This window comes from Rhodococcus opacus B4 (genome assembly GCF_000010805.1).
Lineage (GTDB): Bacteria > Actinomycetota > Actinomycetes > Mycobacteriales > Mycobacteriaceae > Rhodococcus_F > Rhodococcus_F opacus_C.
In genome coordinates, this window is sequence record NC_012522.1 from 2356927 (window position 1) to 2374543 (window position 17617).

The 17617-nt window shown below is 68.5% G+C and carries 18 protein-coding genes; 4 read left to right on the forward strand and 14 right to left on the reverse strand.

Going from position 1 to position 17617, the window contains the following annotated elements:
• Nucleotides 1-51: 51 nt before the first annotated feature.
• Together ROP_RS10955 and ROP_RS10960 are read left to right on the forward strand one after the other, a co-directional pair.
• Nucleotides 52-1470 carry an amino acid permease gene (locus tag ROP_RS10955; RefSeq protein ID WP_012689404.1) on the forward strand — a complete coding sequence of 473 codons (1419 nt, stop codon included), beginning with the start codon at nt 52-54 and terminating at the stop codon, nt 1468-1470.
• 99 nt (nt 1471-1569) lie between these two features.
• On the forward strand, nt 1570-2553 hold the full coding sequence (locus ROP_RS10960; protein WP_012689405.1) for a Gfo/Idh/MocA family protein: 984 nt from the start codon (nt 1570-1572) through the stop codon (nt 2551-2553).
• Here the strand turns inward: ROP_RS10960 and ROP_RS10965 are convergent.
• From ROP_RS10965 to ROP_RS11005, 9 genes are all read right to left on the reverse strand, one after another.
• Nucleotides 2546-4081 carry a phospholipase C gene (locus ROP_RS10965; RefSeq protein ID WP_012689406.1) on the reverse strand — a complete coding sequence of 512 codons (1536 nt, stop codon included), beginning with the start codon at nt 4079-4081 and terminating at the stop codon, nt 2546-2548. The genes ROP_RS10960 and ROP_RS10965 overlap by 8 nt on opposite strands.
• A gap of 56 nt (nt 4082-4137) precedes the next feature.
• Nucleotides 4138-5004, reverse strand: a complete 867-nt coding sequence (locus tag ROP_RS10970) for a TauD/TfdA dioxygenase family protein (protein ID WP_012689407.1) — start codon at nt 5002-5004, stop codon at nt 4138-4140.
• Nucleotides 5005-5256: 252 nt separating this feature from the next.
• Complete coding sequence (locus ROP_RS10975) at nt 5257-6018, reverse strand: SDR family NAD(P)-dependent oxidoreductase (protein WP_012689408.1); 762 nt, start codon at nt 6016-6018, stop codon at nt 5257-5259.
• Entirely contained in the window at nt 6018-6485 is a 468-nt protein-coding gene (locus ROP_RS10980) for a nuclear transport factor 2 family protein (protein ID WP_012689409.1), read from the reverse strand. The genes ROP_RS10975 and ROP_RS10980 overlap by 1 nt, the downstream gene beginning before the upstream one ends.
• A gap of 46 nt (nt 6486-6531) precedes the next feature.
• Nucleotides 6532-7362, reverse strand: coding sequence for a mycofactocin-coupled SDR family oxidoreductase (locus ROP_RS10985; RefSeq protein ID WP_012689410.1), 831 nt, complete (start codon nt 7360-7362; stop codon nt 6532-6534).
• Nucleotides 7363-7364: 2 nt separating this feature from the next.
• Nucleotides 7365-8165 (reverse strand): mycofactocin-coupled SDR family oxidoreductase, encoded by an 801-nt coding sequence (locus ROP_RS10990; RefSeq protein ID WP_012689411.1) that lies wholly within the window; start codon nt 8163-8165, stop codon nt 7365-7367.
• 12 nt (nt 8166-8177) lie between these two features.
• Nucleotides 8178-8432 carry a hypothetical protein gene (locus ROP_RS10995; RefSeq protein WP_012689412.1) on the reverse strand — a complete coding sequence of 85 codons (255 nt, stop codon included), beginning with the start codon at nt 8430-8432 and terminating at the stop codon, nt 8178-8180.
• Nucleotides 8433-10100, reverse strand: a complete 1668-nt coding sequence (locus ROP_RS11000) for an FAD-binding protein (RefSeq protein WP_012689413.1) — start codon at nt 10098-10100, stop codon at nt 8433-8435.
• Between the two features lie 118 nt (nt 10101-10218).
• On the reverse strand, nt 10219-10737 hold the full coding sequence (locus ROP_RS11005) for a flavin reductase family protein (protein WP_012689414.1): 519 nt from the start codon (nt 10735-10737) through the stop codon (nt 10219-10221).
• A 128-nt stretch (nt 10738-10865) separates the two neighbouring features.
• Between ROP_RS11005 and ROP_RS11010 the strand changes: the two genes are divergently transcribed.
• Nucleotides 10866-11603 (forward strand): PadR family transcriptional regulator, encoded by a 738-nt coding sequence (locus ROP_RS11010; protein WP_012689415.1) that lies wholly within the window; start codon nt 10866-10868, stop codon nt 11601-11603.
• Here ROP_RS11010 and ROP_RS11015 read toward each other — a convergent pair.
• From ROP_RS11015 to ROP_RS11035, 5 genes are all read right to left on the reverse strand, one after another.
• Entirely contained in the window at nt 11600-12553 is a 954-nt protein-coding gene (locus ROP_RS11015; RefSeq protein WP_012689416.1) for an alpha/beta hydrolase, read from the reverse strand. The genes ROP_RS11010 and ROP_RS11015 overlap by 4 nt on opposite strands.
• 17 nt (nt 12554-12570) lie before the next feature.
• A complete protein-coding gene (locus ROP_RS11020) occupies nt 12571-13362 on the reverse strand; it encodes an IclR family transcriptional regulator (protein WP_012689417.1) in 792 nt (263 codons plus the stop codon).
• A gap of 170 nt (nt 13363-13532) precedes the next feature.
• The gene (gene bphC, locus ROP_RS11025; RefSeq protein WP_012689418.1) at nt 13533-14438 is read right to left on the reverse strand and encodes a biphenyl-2,3-diol 1,2-dioxygenase; all 906 of its coding nucleotides are present in this window, start codon (nt 14436-14438) and stop codon (nt 13533-13535) included.
• Between the two features lie 37 nt (nt 14439-14475).
• On the reverse strand, nt 14476-15657 hold the full coding sequence (locus tag ROP_RS11030) for an acyl-CoA dehydrogenase family protein (protein ID WP_012689419.1): 1182 nt from the start codon (nt 15655-15657) through the stop codon (nt 14476-14478).
• A gap of 28 nt (nt 15658-15685) precedes the next feature.
• Nucleotides 15686-16846 carry a Rieske 2Fe-2S domain-containing protein gene (locus ROP_RS11035; protein WP_043826440.1) on the reverse strand — a complete coding sequence of 387 codons (1161 nt, stop codon included), beginning with the start codon at nt 16844-16846 and terminating at the stop codon, nt 15686-15688.
• Between the two features lie 226 nt (nt 16847-17072).
• Here ROP_RS11035 and ROP_RS11040 point away from each other — a divergent pair, with 226 nt between their 5' ends.
• The gene (locus tag ROP_RS11040) at nt 17073-17570 is read left to right on the forward strand and encodes a hypothetical protein (protein ID WP_012689421.1); all 498 of its coding nucleotides are present in this window, start codon (nt 17073-17075) and stop codon (nt 17568-17570) included.
• Nucleotides 17571-17617 lie beyond the last annotated feature (47 nt).

A 17617-nucleotide genomic window follows, 5' to 3' on the forward strand; every position in this document is an offset into this window, starting at 1 on the left:
TCGAATCAGCGACGCACATCACATCCGGAGTAGCGCCGAAGGGATTTCTCCATGTCAGGAACCACCGATCCGCAGCTTCAGCACACGCTGAAGAAGCGGCACCTCTCGATGATCGCTATCGCGGGGGTGATCGGAGCAGGCCTCTTCGTGGGCTCCGGGGTCGCGATCCGCGAGACGGGCCCCGGCGTTCTGGTCGCCTACGCACTCGCCGGCATCGTCGTCATCCTCGTGATGCGCATGCTCGGCGAGATGTCGACCGCCAACCCCGAGACCGGGTCGTTCTCCGCGTACGCGGACCAGGCGATCGGCCGATGGGCGGGATTCAGCATCGGCTGGCTCTACGCGTGGTTCTGGATCATCGTCCTCGGCATCGAGGCGACCGCGGGCGCCGTCATCATGAACCGCTGGATCCCCGACGTCCCGCAGTGGAGTTGGGCACTGATCCTGATGGTGCTGCTGACACTGACGAACATCGCGTCCGTGAAGTCGTTCGGCGAGTTCGAATTCTGGTTCGCATCGATCAAGGTCGCGGCGATCGTCATCTTCCTCGGGCTCGGCGTCCTCGCGATCTGCGGAGCCCTCCCCGGCGTCGAAGCACCCGGACTCACCAACCTCACCGGTCACGGCGGGTTCTTCCCCAACGGGGCCGGTGCCGTGTTCGCGGCAGTGCTCGTCGTCGTGTTCTCGTTCTTCGGCGCCGAGATCGCGACCATCGCGGCCGGTGAATCCGCGAACCCCGTCGCCGCCGTGCGCAACGCCGTGCGGTCCGTCGTGTGGCGGATCCTGATCTTCTACATCGGATCCATCGCCATCGTCGTGACGCTGCTCCCCTGGGACGACGCCTCCGTCGCGCTGAGCCCATACGTCGCGGTCATGGATTCGTTCGGCATTCCGGCGGCCGGCAACATCATGGACGTCGTCGTGCTCACGTCCGTGCTGTCCTGCCTGAACTCCGGCCTGTACACGGCGAGCCGGATGATCTTCTCCCTCTCCCGCCGCGGCGACGCCCCGGCCTCGCTGTCGAAGGTCGGTTCGTCCGGCGTCCCGCGTCAGGCCGTGCTCGTCTCGACGGTCGTGGGATTCCTCACCGTGGGCCTGAACTACCTGTACCCGGACACCGTGTTCCTGTTCCTCGTCAACTCGTCGGGCGCGATCGCCCTGTTCGTGTGGCTGGCGATCTCGGTGTCGCAGCTGCGCATGCGCCGGCGCCTCGAGGCGGAGGGGAAGGACCTGACGCTGAAGATGTGGCTGTTCCCATACCTGACGTGGTGCACGATCGCCGCCATCATCGCGCTCTGCGTCGGCATGCTCGTGCTTCCGGAGACCAGGAGCCAGATGTACGTCTCGATGGGGCTCGCCGTCGTGGTGGTCGGAATCGGGATCTACCGCCAGCGCACGCGCGGCGCCACCGAGGAGACGCCGGATCCCACGACCTCCGGCGAGGAAACGGTCGACGCCCTCCGCCCCTGAGCGTTGTTCGCATAGTGAACACTAGTCCGCTCTCGGAACTCGGCGTACAGTCCCGCCTCGGAAGGCCGGACCCACCGGCCCGGGGAAGGACCGAAGCTCATGAGATGGGCGATTCTCGGCGCGAGCAATGTCGCGGCCACCCGCGTGCTGCCCGCGTTGCGCGAGTGCGGGCAGACGGCGGCGGTGGTGCTCAGCGGTGATCCGTCGCGCGCGGAGGACTACCGGAGGACCCACGGCATCGAGTCCGCCACCGGCGACCTGCGCGAGGCGGTGGGCGGCGACGTCCGGGCCGCGTACATCTCCTCCACCAACGACAAGCACTTCGAGCACGCCATGGCCGCGATCGACGCGGGCCTGCACGTGCTGTGCGAGAAGCCTCTCTCGTTCGACATCGCTCAGGCGCAGAAGATGGTCGACGCGGCCGCAGCCGCGGGGGTGGTGTTCGCGACGAACCATCACCTCCGCAATCACCCTGTCCACCGCGCAGCCCGAAAGTTGCTGGCCGAGGGCGCGATCGGCGACATTCTGTCGGTGCGCGTCGGCAATGCCATCATGCTGCGCCAGGCCCTGCGCGGATGGCGTCTCGACGGCGTCGGCGGCGGAGTCGTCCTCGACCTCGCGGTGCACGACATCGACACTCTCCGCTTCGTCACCGGGATGGAACCGGCCACGGTCACGGCGGTGGGCGTGTGCCAGGGACTCAGTGACGGTCCGGCGGACGCCGTGATGACGAGCGGCATCCTCGGCTCCGGCACCCTGTTCTCGCTGCACGACGCGTACACGGTCCCCGGCGCCGTGACCGGATTCGAAATCCACGGAACGGCAGGCACTCTCGCCGCCGAAGACTGCATGCGCCCCGACCCCACCGGAACGCTGCGCATGATCCGGGACGGAGACGGCACCACCGTCCCGCTCGAAACCGTCGACAACCTGTACGCGCCGGGGATCCGGGCCTTCGTCGACGCCGTCCGCGGGGTCGGTGAACCGGTGGCGACCGGGCTCGACGGACTGCGGTCGGTGACCGCCGCGCTGGCGATCCTGCGGTCGATCGAGGAGGGCCGGGCGGTCCGGGTCGCTACATGATCAGCCCGCTGGGCCGACGCCGCAGCGGCGACGGTTCCTGCACGGGCATCGAATTCGGCGGGACGGGGTAGGGCGCACCGGCGTTGAGCGTCCCCGCGGCCACATTCGGCCCGCACTGGGCGATCGCCGCCTGCAGACGTGGCCCCGGGTCCGTCATCGCGGGAACGCCGGCGTTCGGCGCCGACGAGAAGTCGAACGCGGACGTCATGTCGCCGACGGCGCCGCGACGCCACTCGGTGAGATTGGGGACGGGAACACCGAACCGCTGCTCGAGCAGTCGCAGTTGCGACGTGTGGTCGAACGTGTCGGACGCGACGAGGCCGCCGCGACTGTACGGCGAGATGATCAGAGACGGGACCCGGAATCCGAGCCCGATCGGTCCCGGATTGTTCTCGCTCTCGGCCACCGTGTTCAACGGAACCGTCAGGTATTCGCCCGGGGTGCCCGGCGGCGGTGTGGGCGGGGTGACGTGGTCGAAGAAGCCGCCGTTCTCGTCGTAACTGATGATCAGCGCCGTCTTCTCCCAGATCGCCGGGTTGGAGGTGAGGATGTCGAGCACCTCGACGATCCCGACCGCACCCGCGGCCGGGGGCAGCGCCGGGTGCTCGCACGTGAAGATGTTGGGGACGATCCAGGACACCGCGGGCAGGGTGCCGTTCGCGACGTCGGCCCGGAAGTCGTTCGGGTACGTCGGATCGAGGCCGCGGCGGGCGAGTTCCGAATTCGGGTCGCTGTATTGCTTGAAGCAGCCGAGCATCCCGTCGAGCGCGACACTCGACACCGGACCGAGGTCCTTGTTGGCGTACACCTTCCAGCCGACCCCGGCCTCCTGCAGGTTCTCCGGATAGGTGCGCCAGGAGTAGGCGAACCTCGGGATCACCGTCGGCGTCTCGACGAGCGGACCGCCCGCCAGCCCGTCCGGGTCGATGGTTCCCGTCATCCAGTAGAGCCGGTTCGGGTCCGTCGGCCCGAGCACCGAGCAGAAGTAGTGGTCGCAGATCGTGAAGGCGTCGGCGAGGTCGTAGTGCACGGGGATGTCGGCCCGCGTGTAGTAGCCCATCGTGGCGGGACCGTTGAGCGGCCCTTCGTGCGCGATGTGCACCGGCATCCACCGGTCCATCGCGCCGCCGTTCCACGCGTCGTGCTGCGGACCCCAGGAATGGGTGGGGTCGTTGATGCATTCGCCGTCGAGGTGCGTGCCCTGCGTGGTGTCGAGACGGAACGGCTCGAGAAACCCGGTCGGGGTCGGCCCGGCGCCGGGCGTCCAGCCGTACTGCTGCCACGCCGGTGACGGGTCGTCGAATCCGCGCACCCCGGACAGCGTGCCGTAGTAGTGGTCGAACGAGCGGTTCTCCTGCATGAGGTATACGAAGTGCTCGATGTCGTTCAGCGACCCGCTGCCACCCGGATCCTGCGCGTACGCCCTGTCGATCACCGGGCCCGCCCACGAACTGAGGAATGCGGCGCCGCCGGCCGCTGCGGCGGAGGCGAGGAACTTGCGTCGTGAGATGTCCGATGCCGGGGTCACGGATCGTGACGCTAGTCGCTGCGGACGCCGCCCGCCCGGTGAATGCGCACGTTGCCCTACTGCGGGCCCACCGGCACATCGCCTTCCAGCGTGATGCGGTGCATGACGCGGTGCTGGGTCCCGTAGTCGCGGTTGGCGTAGTGCGCGGTGCTGCGGTTGTCCCACAGCACGAGGTCGCCGAGACGCCAGCGGTGCCGCACGACGTGCTCCGGTTTGGTGAGGTGGGCGTACAGGAAGTCGAGAATTCCCCGGCTCTCCGCCTCGGACACCCCGGCGATGTGGGACGTGAAGCCCGGGTTCACGAAGATGCCCTTGCGCCCCGTTTCCGGGTGAACCCGCACGACGGGATGCTCGACGGGCGCGAGTGCGGTGACTTCCTCACCGTCCCAGATGTTTCCCTTGCCGCCGCGCTTCTGCGCGAGGTAGTACCCGAATTCGCGGTTGCCGTCGTGGACCGCGGTCAGCTGGTCGATCATCTGCCGGATCGGCAGCGACAGCGATTCGTACGCCAGCTGGCTGTCGGCCCAGTTGGTGTCGCCGCCGTGCGGCGGAAGGACGACGGGACGGAGGATCGACCCGAGCGGTGGCCGCTTCATGAATGTCACGTCGGTGTGCCACACGTCGGCGAAACCGTTGTCCTTGCTGTCGAGCGCGTACACCTCCCGGGCCACGTTTCCGCTGTCGTGGACGGGGTGACCCGCGGTCAGCCGACCGAGCCGGCGACCGAACTCGATGTGGCCCCAGTCGTCGAGCGACTGGCCCCGCAGGACCAGAACCTTGTGTTCGGTCAGCGCCGACCGGATCGCGGTCACCTCGTCGTCGGTGGCGGACGCGACGTCCAGGCCGAGGATCTCGGCGCCGAACGACGGGCCGAACTTGTCGAGCGTCAGCGACGCCGCTCTGGTCTCGAATGCAGTGCTCATGATTTCTTTCGCGAAGTTGTCGAGGGTCGGCCCGGACCTGCGAACGCGGAGAACGCGCGAGGAATTACCGAACGGCCGATGGCTACGAGGAGAGGACAGCACGCGTTACGCGCGCCGGACCGTCAGCAACAACACATGTTGGCGCACGTACGGCACAGGTCGACGGCGAGGCGTCGCACCAGGTGAGTCGTATGCACGACCCAATTCCTACCGGAAGGGAGGGAAATGAGCAAGCTCGGGGCAATCGCGCGATCAGCTCCAGCGCGCCTGCCCGCCGTCGAGTGGGATGGTGGCCCCCGACAGGTATCCGGCGTCGGGGCCCACGAGGAAGACGACGGCGCGCCCGATGTCGCGTTCGCAATCCCCGATCCGGCCGAGCGGGATCGACTTCACGAACTCGGCGGCCTCCTCCGGATTGGTCTCCGTCCACCACTTCAGCCCCGGGGACAGTGCGTGCGGCGCAATCGCGTTGACGCGGATGCCGTCCGGGCCCCATTCGCTGGCCGCGGTCCGGGTGAGCGAACGCATCGCCTCCTTGGTGGCCGCGTACAGCCCGTAGCCGCTCGTGTCCCAGCGCACGGCCGAGGAGCTGACGAGGTTGACGATCGAGCCGCCGCCACGCGCCTTCAGGTGCGGGTAGCACAGCTGCATGAGGAACAGGGTGGCCACCGGACCGACGGCCATCGCGCGGTCGAGAAGCTTCGGAGTGATCTCGAGGAGCGGTCCGAGCGCGCTCGCGTTGGCGTTGTTGATCAGGATGTCGAGCCCGCCGAACACCTCGACGACGCGGTCGACCATCGGACCCAGCAGATCGCGTTTGCTGACGTCGCACACGATCGGCTCGGCGACGCCGCCGAAGTCGGCGATCGCGGCGCACGTGTCGACGAGTTTCGCCTCCGTCCGCCCGACCACCGCGATCCGCGCACCCTCCTTGGCCAGCGCGAACGCCATCCCGGCCCCCACGCCCTGACCGGCGCCGGTGATCAGCGCAACCTTGCCGTCCAGCGTGCCCATCAGGTGTCCGCCCATCGGTTGGCCGTGAGATGGAAACTCGGGATGTCGGCCAGCGACACCACCGCTTCGTACGTGCGCTCGTACCCCGTGTGCGCGATCCGCCACCGACCGTCGGTGCCCCGCCGGTAGCGGTCGGAGTAGAACGCCGCCCCGCGCAGCAACATGCCGTGTTCGGGGACCAGCACGGTGTCGGAGAGATACCACCGTCCCGTCGCCGTGTCGGCGTCCACGTCGATCTCCGGGTGGCCGCAGTGGTGCTCGGTGATGGTGTTCGCCCCGAGTTTCGACTTCATGTACTCGACGAGCGCGTCGCGTGAGTCGAACGTGAGGCGCTCACCGTAGTTCGCCGTGGCGTCCGGCAGCAGAGTGTCGGCGAACTCGTCCCAGCTCTTCGTGTCGAGCGCGCGTAGGTACGCGTACTTGAGCCGGCTGATCGCCGCGACGGCCTCGAGATCGGAAACTGACACCTGTTCTACATACCACGGGCGGCGCTTCCAGCGGACCGACTCGGGATTATCTACTGACGCTGCCCGCATCGACCGGCAGAGCGACGGACGTGATGTACCGCGCCTCGTCCGAGGCCAGGAACAGCGCGGCGTTCGCCACGTCGACCGGTTCGATCCACGGGATCGGCAGCATGTTCATCGTCACCGCGGCCGCCGCGAACTCCTCCCGGGTGGGGTGCTCGAGATCGGGCCGGAACGCCCGCCGCACCATGTCGTTCTGGATCATGTCCGTGTCGACGTTGGTGGGATGCACGCTGTTGACCCGCACCCGGTGCGGCGCGAGTTCCTTCGCCAGCGACCGCATCAGCCCCACCACCCCGTGCTTGGCCGCGGTGTAGTGCGCGACGCCGACGAGTCCGCGCAGACCGGCGATGGAACTCGTCAGGATCATCGCCCCGCCGCCCCGCTCGATCAGATGCGGGGCCGCCGCCTTGCACGTCTGCCACACCCCCGTCAGATTGACGTCGAGCATCGTCTGCCAGGTCTCGGAGTCGAGTTCCAGTGCGGCGCCCGACGACGTGATGCCCGCCGTGGCGCACACGAAGTCCAGTCCGCCCAGGTCCTCCGCCGCCGCGGTGACCGCCTCGGCCAGAGCAGCACCGTCGCGCACGTCCACCTGCGCCGTCACGATCCGCCGTCCCGTGTCCCGGACCAGTTTCGCGGTCTGCTCCAGGTCCTCCGGACTCGCCGGCGGCGTCACCACCGTACCGACCGGACCGCACAGGTCGACGGCCACGACGTCGGCGCCCTCCTGTGCGAACCGCAACGCCTGCGCCCGGCCGATCCCGCGTGCGGCACCGGTCACCAGGACGACTCTTCCGTTCACTCGACCTGTCATCTCTACACCTTCTGGGTCAGTCCGGCGTCGACCACGAGTTGTGTGCCGGTGATGTATCGCGATTCGTCCGAGGCGAGGAACAGCAGCGCATTGCTGACGTCCCGCGAGTCCAGCCACGGAATGGGCAGCATGTGGTTCGCCGAGAGGACGGGAACGATGTCCTCGGCGGCCGGGTTGTCGAGGTCCGGCCGCAGCCGCGCCATCGTCGCCGGGTTCAGGGTCATGCCGGTGCCGACGGCGCCGGGGTGCAATACGTTCACCCGGATGAACAGCGGTCCGAGTTCGTTGGCGAGGGTCCGGGCCAACCCCACCACGGCGGTCTTGGAAACCGAATAGTGGGCGGCCCCGGCCACCGACTTGATGCCGGCGGTCGAACTGACGATCACGACGGAACCGCCACCGTCGCGCATCGCCGGGACCGCGGCGGTCGCCGTGTTCCAGACGCCTGTGAGGTTGACGTCGAGCGATCGGTGCCAGATGTCGTCGTCGATCGTCCACGCCGGGCCGGGGTTGTCGCAGACACCCGCGTTCGCGACGACGACGTCGAGGGCACCCAGCTCCTCCACCCCCGCGGCGACCGCCGCACGCAACGCGGACGGATCCCGCACATCGGCGTGCGCGACGACCGCCCGGCGGCCGAGTTCGCCGACCAGCCTGCGGGTCTCGGCGAGATCGGCCTCGGCCGACGGCAGATCGACGGCGACGACGTCGGCGCCCTCCTCCGCGAGCCGGACCGCGTGACTGCGTCCCATGCCGTTTCCGGCACCGGTGATGAAGGCGACCTTGCCTGCCATCCGTGACATCGGTTGTCTCCTCTAGTCCAGGCGGCCGGGAGTCGGGTAGCTGCGCAGGGACAGCCCCACCCGCCCGTCCTCCACCGCATCGTCGATCGATCCGCGCAGCGCGCCGCAGGTGGGAACGAACATCGAGTGCTCCCCCGCCTCGGCGCGCGACGCGAACTCCGGGCACGTCCGCTCGGCGTCGTCCAGCCACTGCACGCTGGTGTGCGCCTCGCTGTATTTCTCCACCAGCACCGCGTTGCCGCAGCGCCGACATTCGACGGGGAGCACTCAGCTCACCGCCCCGGCTGCATGGCGCGCACCGACCCAGCCGAACACCATCGCGGGGCCGATCGTCGCGCCGGCGCCGGCATAGTCGTTGCCCATCACGGACGCCGACGTGTTGCCTGTGGCGTAGAGCCCGGGGATCGGTTCGCCGGTGCCGCTGAGCACCTGGCTGTGCTCGTTGCACACGAGACCGCCCTTGGTGCCGAGGTCGCCGGCCTCCATCCGCACCGCGTAGTACGGGGCCTTGTCCACCTCGTCCAGGGTCGGGTTGGGCAGCCGCGGGTCGCCGTAGTAGCGGTCGTACGCGCTGTCGCCGCGACCGAAGTCGGCGTCGACCCCCGCGCGGGCGAACCCATTGAACCGGGCGACCTCCGCGGACAGCGCCTCGGCCGGAACGCTCATCTTCTGCGCAAGTTCGCCGAGCGTCGCGGCGCGGAGCATCAGCCCCGTCTCGAACCATTCCGCCGGGAACTTCTGTCCGGGCATCACACCGCCGAACTGGTAGCGGCTCTTGGCCTTCGAGTCGAACACGAACCACACCGGGTCGTGTCCGCCGGCGATCTGGTCGTGCACGAACGACACGTACGGGGACGCCTCGTTGGTGAACCGCTTGCCGTTCTGGTCGACGATCAGCGACGGCGGGATCGACCGCTCCGACACGAGGACGTGCATGATGCCGTCCGGACGCCGGAACGACGGCATCCACCAGGCGTCGTCCATCAGGTCGACGGCGGCGCCGACCTGCTCGCCGGCCACAATGCCGTCACCGGTGTTGTCGGGTGACCCGGCGCTGTAGTTGTCCTTGCCGCCCTCCCGGAGGTACCGCTTGCGCATCTCCTCGCTCTGCTCGAATCCGCCGGTGGCCACCATGACGCCGTCACGGGCGCGGATCCGCAGTTCGCGCGTCCCGGATCCGACGACCGCGCCCGTGACGGCCCCGGAATCGTCCGTGATCAGGCTCTTCAGCGGGGAGTTCAGCCACAGTGGGACGCCCGCCTCCTGGAGACTGAGCCGGAGCCGGCCGACGAGAGCCTGCCCCAGGGTTTCCATCCGCCTGCGCCGCACCATCGCCACCACCGAACGCCAGCCGACGCCCAGCGCGGTTCGCCGACCGGCCCAGGTACGGAAGAACATGTTGAGGTGCCGGAACTCGGTGGAGGTCATGTAGAGCCCGCCCGGCATCGCCAGGGAGTTCGGGCGCTGCAGTTCGCGGTCGGCGCCGAGCCGGTTCATGTCGAACGGCAGCGGTTCGACCGTCCGCCCCTTCGGCCGTCCGCCCACGTTCTCGGGGTGGTAGTCGGAATAGTCCTCGCACCAGGAGAACCGGAGGTGCGGGCAGTGCTGTTCGAAGAACTGCATCATCGCCGGCCCCTGCTCGATGTACGCGTCGAGGCGTTCGGCGGGCACGCTGTCGCCGACAATCGACTCCAGGTACTTCCGGACGTCGCCGGGGTCGTCGGCGCGGCCTTCACGGACGAGGATCGGCGAGTTGGGAATCCACAGGGCGCCACCCGACAACGCCGTCGAACCGCCGTACACGCCGGACTTTTCGACGACGAGGGTGTCGAGTCCCCGCTCGGCCCCGGCGAGGCCGGCGGTCATGCCACCCGCACCGCTGCCGATCACCAGGAGATCGACCTCCCGGTCCCAGTTCTGCTCGTCTACGCTCATCGTGCACACCTTCCGAAGTGGTCTCGATCACACCTTGCCGGTGTCAATTGCTCTTTCCCACAGCACCTCCCGCGGAGCGGGAGACAACAGCACCTCCGCGGAGCGGGAGACGACGCGATTACGTCGCCGCGGTGAAGATGCCGAGCCCGCCGCGGTACACCAGGAGCGGGGGCACGTCCCGCAGCACGTCCAGTCCGGTCACGCGCGCGACGACGATGGTGTGGTCGCCGGCGTCGTGCTCGAACTCGACGGTCGCCTCCACCTGGGCGAGCACGCCGTCCAGCGCCGGGGCGCCGTTGCCGGCGTGCGACCACCCCACGCCGGCGAACTTGTCGGCGCCGCTCGTCGCGAAGGTCCCGCACACGTCCCGCTGGTCGTGCGCGAGCACGTTGACGCAGACGTGTTCGCTCGCCCGCAGCCGGGGCCAGCTGGTCGACGTGCGTGCGGGGCTGAACGACACGTACGGCGGGTCCAGCGACAGCGACACGAACGACTGGCACGTGAAGCCGTGCGGACTCTTGCCGTCGTGCGCGGTGATCACCGTGACGCCGGTGCAGAAGTGCCCGAGCACCGACTTGAGGTCGGCGGGGGCGAAGCGGCGCACCACCGGCGACGCGGGTTCTTCGGTACGGGTCATCGTGTCTCCTCGGATCGACGGGTTGCGATCAGCCTCGCCGCGGCGGCAGCCCCGCGGAACGCCCCGTCCCACCCAGCGGCAGCCTTTCGCGTGCCTACGCCCGAACATCCGGTTGATAGGCTCGGGAAATGCCTTCGTCCGATCCCACACAGAGTTCCGGGTTCGCCGGCCTCCGCTCCACGAGCTGGCCGGTGCTCGGCATCCTGTCGTTCGGCGAGGAGATGTCGGGTTACGACCTGAAGAAGTGGGCCTCGTACAGTGTGCGGTTCTTCTACTGGAGCCCGTCGTTCAGCCAGGTGTACTCGGAGCTGAAGAAGCTCGAGGACGCGGGGTACGTGACGTCGAGGACGGTCGTCGACGATGCGGCGCGGGTGAAACCCAAGCGCCTGTACAAGATCACGGACTCCGGGATGGCCGTCATCCGCAGTTGGGCACGGGAGGCGCCGATCGATCCCCCGGTCCTCAAGCACGGGGTGATGCTGCGAATGTGGCTCGGCCACCTCACGGAGCCCGAACAGCTCAAAGAAGCTCTCGAGGAGCACATCTCGTATGCGGAAGGGATGAGCAGGCAGGCCGCGCTCGACGCCCGCGATTCCGACGTCGAACCCACGTGGGCATTCGCGCACATGGTCAACAAGTGGTCCGAGCGCTATTACGCCGCAGAGAGCGAACTCGCGAAGCAGATGCTCGCCGACATCGACGAGGCCGCCCTGCGGATGCGCGGCGAGGGCACACCGGAGCATCCCGGTGTGCCGAAACCGACCGAATCGCATTCGATCCGGCGCTCCCGTGAGGCACAGCAGGAGTACCAGGCCGCGATGAAGGCGGCGCGGGACGTGGACTACGAGGCCGAGAGCGAGGACTAGCCGGACGGGGTGCGGACCGGTTCGGCGACCAGGTCCCGGAGCCGAGGCCACAGTTCCCGCCGCTCGCTCTGCGCCGCGGTCATCGCGTCGATCGTCAAGAATCCGTGGAACATTCCCGCGGCCCGCCTGCACTGCACGGGCACACCGGCGTCGGCCAGCGCCGCGGCGTACTTCTCCCCCTCGGACCGGAGTGGATCGCGTTCGGCGGTGATCACGATCGCGGGCGGGAGTCCGCCGAGATCCTCGGCGCGCACCGGGGCCGCGTAGGCGGGTGCGCCGTCGCGGTGGGTGGGCAGGTACTGATCCCAATACCATTGCATCGCAGAGCGGGTGAGGAAGTGGCCCTCCGCGAACTCCTCGTACGTTTCGGTGTCGAAGACCGGTTCGATGACGGGGTACATCAGCAACTGCCCGAGGACGGACGGCGCTGCCCGGTCGCGGGCCATCAGCGCGGCGACGGCCGCGAGGTTGCCGCCGCTGCTGTCGCCGGCGACGAGGAGCCTGGCCGGGTCGGCGCCGAGTTCGCGGGCGTGCTGGGCGACCCAGCACGTCGCGGCGTAGGCGTCGTCCGCCGCGGCCGGCCACTGCGATTCCGGGGCCAGACGGTAGTCGACGGAGACGACGACGGCGCCGATCCCGTTGCACATAGCGCGGCAGAACCCGTCGTGGCTGTCGAGGTCGCAGATCACGAACCCGCCGCCATGGAAGAAGACGACGACGGGCAGCAGCTCCGCAGAATGCGTCGTCGGTGTGTAGATCCGCACCGCGATCGGCCCGGCCCCGCCGGGAATGTCGCGGTCCAGCACGCTGCCGACCGGTTCGGGGTCCGCGGCGGCCTTGCGTCCCGCCTTCGTCGCCGCGCGGGCCTCGGCGCCCGTCATCGTCTCGACCCGGGGAAAGTTCTCGTTCAGGCCCCGGAGAATGGTCGCGGCCTGCTCGTCGAGCGGCATCTGTGCTCCTCGGTCTCTCAGGCGGAGTATCGGTCGGTGCGGCCGCCGGCCGGTGTCGCGGTCGACATGTAGTTGCGCCAGGTGCCCTTGGCGGACATGCGAATCGGCGCGGTCAGACGGTGATCGAGCTTGATCTGGCTGCTCGGACCGCACACGGAGATGGCCGCGACGACGTTGTCCTCGGTGCCCACGGGCACGGCGACACAGCTGACGCCGACGAGATCCTCCTCGCGGTCGTATGCCGCTCCGCGTTCGCGGGTCTTCTGCAGTTCGGCGCGGAACGCGGTCGGCGAGTCGATGCTGAATCGCGTGCTGCGGGGCAGGCCGGCCTCGACGACACGGTCGACCACGGATTCGGGCGAGTGGGCCAGCAGCACCTTGCCGACGCTCGTGCAGTGCGCGGGCTGGCGGCCGCCGACGCGGGACGGCAGCCCGACGCCGAATCGTCCGGCGATCTTCTCCAGGTAGACCACGTCGATTCCCTCCAGCACCGCGAGGTGCACGGCGTGCCCGGTGAGGCGGTGCAGTTCGTGCAGGAAGGGCAGCGCGGCCCGGTGCAGGCGGTCCTGGTGGACGGCCAGTGACCCGAGTTCGAACAGCCGCATACCGAGTTCGTAGTCCCTGCCTTCCCGGCGGAGCCACCGCAGCTGGACGAGACGTTCGAGCATCCGGTGCGCGGAGGATCGCGGAAGCCCCGTGCGGCGCACGATCTGCGCGAGCGTGAGCCTGCCCGGACCGTCGAACGCGTCGAGGAGCAGTGCGGCGCGATCGAGTCCGGCGGTGGGCGTGGGGCTGAGTGACGTAGTCATGGGGACCTCCGTAGCGGCGCAGCTCGATGCGGCGACGCGGTGTGTGACTGGCGACACTTACTATAAATAGGCATATGCCTATTTGCAATAGTGCGTCGCCCACGTCCCCGAACAGGCAAAAGGCCCGGCGCGCGCATCGGCAGATACGCGCACCGGGCCCCGGCGTCGCTTTACATCGCCGCCAGCGGCTCACTCCCCGACCAGTCGTGACCCCAGTAGCTGTCGGCGGTGATCTCCTCCGCGGAGTAGTACTTCTCGTCCACCTTCATGCCGTCGGTGCCGAACTCGATGTCCCAGCCGCCCGGCGCCCGGACGTAGAACGACACCATCTTGTCGTTGGTGTGGCGACCGAGCGTCGAGGAGACGGAGAACCCGTCCTTCACGACGCGGTCGAGCGCCTGGCCGACGGCGTCGAGCGTGTCGACCTCCACCATGATGTGCACCAGCCCGGGCGCACCCCCGTGCGGCGCGGGGCACAGCGCCAGGCTGTGGTGACGTTCGTTGACACCCATGAAGCGCACCCGCATCGGACCGAACTCCGGCGGCGCCGGGATGCGGAAGGCGCCGCGGGGCAGGAAGCCCAGCACCTCGGTGTAGAAGTCGAAGGCTCCGCTGAAGTCCATCACCGGCAGCACAACGTGGCCGAGGCCCTGCGCCCCGGTCACGAACTTCGCTCCGAACGGGGTGACCACCGGGCTGTGGTCGAGGACGGCGCCGTGGAAGATCTCGATCGTCGCGCCGGTCGGGTCCTGGAACGTGATGACCTCCTCGACGCGCCGTGCGTCGGCCTCCTCCACCGACAGCGGCTTGACGGCGATACCGGCTCCCTCGACCGCCTCCTGGACACGGACCAGGCCCGCGTGATCGCGGACCTCCCACCCGATGGTGACGACCTCGTCCGTCTCGCCCGGCACGATCACGATCCGCGCCGCCCGCTCGTCCATGCGGAGGTAGAGAGCGTTCTCGTCGGGCCCGCTGCCCTCGGCGAATCCGAGGACGTCGAAGGCGAAGGTGCGCCAGCGCTCGAGGTCGTTGGTCTGGATCTTGACGTAGCCCAGTCCCTTGATGTCTGTCATGTGTTGTCCTTCTACTGTTTTCGAGGTCTGACGCCGGTCAGATCATCGACTTGAGGTTGTCGGCCGGGTCCAGGCCGAGCGAGCTGAGCGCCGAGGCGTGGTACACGGTGCTCGGCACGTGGATCGCGTGCGCCAGGCCGGCGTGCGCGTCACGCCAGTACCGCTGCAGGGGCTTGTCCATGCGCAGCGCGTTGCCGCCCGACCGTGCGAAGATCTGGTCGACGGCGGTGACCGCACGCCACGCGGCCCGCACCTGGGTGCGACGTCCGGCCGCGCGGTCCTCGAACGTGACTTCCTTGCCCGACTCGACGAGATCCCAGATCTTGTCGACGTTGGCGAGCAGTTCCTGGCGGGCGGCGTTGATGTCGGCCGCGGCCTCGCCCACGGCGAACAGCACGTACGGGTCGTCCTTGATCGCAGTGCCCTGCGCGCCGACGCGGTCGCGCTGGTAGTCGAGGTGAGCGGCCAGGGCGCCCTCCGCGATTCCCACGACGGCGGAGGAGATGCCGAGGGGGAACATCGTCGACCACGGCATGTTGTACAGCGTCTCGGTGCGGCCGAACTTCTGCACCGCGGTGCCGTTCATGACCTCGTCGGCGTCCATCACCCGGTAGTCGGGGACGAAGGCGTTCCGGACGATGATGTCCTTGGACCCGGTGCCCTTGAGCCCGACGACGTTCCACGAGTCCTCGACGATCTCGTAGTCGCTGCGCGGCAGGATCATGTGCAGCATCTTCGGCGGCAGCGCCATGGCGCCGTCCTTGTCGCCGAGCATCGCCCCGAGGAAGATCCAGTCGCAGTGATCGGTACCCGAGGAGAACTGCCAGCGGCCGTTGAAGAGGTAGCCGCCGTCGACGGGGGTCGCGATCCCGGTGGGTGCGTACGGCGAGGCCATCCAGGTGTCGGTGTCGGACCCCCACACCTCGTCCTGCACCTTCGGGTCGGCGAACGCCAGCTGCCAGGGATGCACGCCGACGATGCCGCACACCCAACCGGTGGCCGGGTCGAGCGACGCCGCGGCCATCACCGTCTCCGCGAATTCACGCGGGTGCGCCTCGAAGCCGCCGTACTTTCCGGGCTGCAGCAGCTTGATCGGCCCGGCCTCGCGGAGCTTCTTCGCCGTGTCGTCGGGCAGCCGGCCGATCCGCTCGGCCTCGGGAGCCTGATCGCGGAGTTGATCCGCGATCGCCATGATGTTGTCGAGAACCTCGTGGGTCATCTGTGGTGTCCTTCTTCTGCGAGCGGGCTCAGGCGTTGGTGTCGAGCGGCACGACGCCGTTGGCGAGGTTGTCGGCAACCTCCGCTTCCCAGCTCTGCACCGCCCTGGTGGTGTCGATCTCGAATTCGAAACGCTTGGTCATGTCTTCGGTGATGTCCTCGACGTCCACGTAGAACTGCTGGTACCAGCGGCGCAGCTGGTAGACGGGACCGTCCTCCTCCGACAGCAGCGGGTTGTCGATCCGCGACTTGTTCAGCCAGATGTCGACGTCCTGCTTGAATCCGAGCTCGACGCCCTCGGCGAACTGCGCCGCCATGCCGTTCGCGACCTCGTCCGACAGCCCCTCGGGCTTCTTGACCATGGCGCCCCACTGCAGGACGAACGAGTCGGCGCTGACCGGGTAGTGGCAGTTGATCAGCACCGTCTCGATCATCATGCCGTTCGCTTCGCTCCACAGCTTGTCGATCATGTAGGACGGGCCGAAGTACGACGCGTCCGAGCGCAGCGTGGAGTTGGGGTCGTCGTAGCTGGTGCCGACCGAGATGTCGTGGCGCGGCGTCGACTGCATGTATTGGGTGGCCACGTGCCCTTCGAAGACGTTCTTGAAGTAGCGCGGGAACGAGAAGTGGACGTAGTAGAAGTGCGCCATGTCGACCACGTTGTCGACGATCTCGCGGCAGTGCGAACCCTCGACGAGCAGCGAATTCCAGGTCCAGTCGGTCCATTCCGGGGAGCCGAATCCCTCGATCTCGGGAATCGTCACGTCGGCGGGCGGCGGGTTGCCCTGCGGGTCGTTCCAGACGTACAGCTGGCCGTTGCGCTCGATGGTCGTCCAGGCCCGGGTCCGGGCGAGCGGCGGGACGCGTCGCGCGTACGGGATTCCGGTGCACTTGCCGTTGCCGCCCCAGCGCCAGTCGTGGAACGGGCAGGCGATGGAGTCGCCCTTCACGGTGCCATGCGCCAGGTTGCCACCCATGTGGCGGCAGTAGGCGTCGAGGACGCTGAGCGTCCCGTCGGACGTCTCGAACACCACCAGCGACGTGCCGAACGCGTCGATCTGATGCGGGGCGCCGTCCCTGAAGGTCTTCGCCAGACCCAGGCAGTGCCACCCGCGCGCGAAACGCGTTGGTGCCGATCCCACTTCGATCATCCGGACTTCGTCGCCGTCAACGGCACTGTTGCGCGCCATGTCTACCTCCGCCTCGCTGTACGTCAAGAACACCCTCGGGGTGTGGTGTAGCTCATAGTCGGCGCACGCGGCGCGCTGCGGTACCCGACTCTCCCACTCAGCGAGAGGCTTTCGTATCCGGCCGTCGCGGCGGATTTTCGACGTCCCGATCACAGGGACCACGCCCCCCGTTTCCGGGCTGCGGCGACTACCGTCCGGACTACAGACCCGTGATTTGGGAGGAACGATGGCCGCACTCATCTCTTCGCAGCCGTGCACAGCGGAGATCCGCCGGCTGTGCGCCGACGCCGTCCCGGCCGGGGTGGTCGTCGCACCCGAACCGGGAGCGGCCGTCGAGCAGGACCTCCTCCTGCTGCGGCCCACGACCGCCGACCTGTCGCCGGTGGTCCGCAGGGTCGGCGACCACGACCTCCTCGTGCAGTTCCGCAACCGCGACGAGCAATTGGTCTACGAGTTCTGGACGAACAGCTTCCCCGGCACGGCCGCCCCCGAGGATCGATCGGCGGACCTGCTCGAGCGCCACTGCGCCGGACAGTTCCCCGGTGACCTCCGCAGGTTCCGCACCCGCATCCGCCTGGCGGTGCCGTCCGAGGCGGAATTCACGTCGTCACTGCAGCAGACGTACGTCCGGGACGGCGTGCGCATGACCGATGTCACCGTCACGTGCGCGGTCGACGGTGACATGCTCGCCCGGGCCTGGGCCACGTACGCACTGCCCGACTGAGCGCTCTTCGCCCACGAATTGGTCAGCCGCGCAGGCAATTGCCTGCG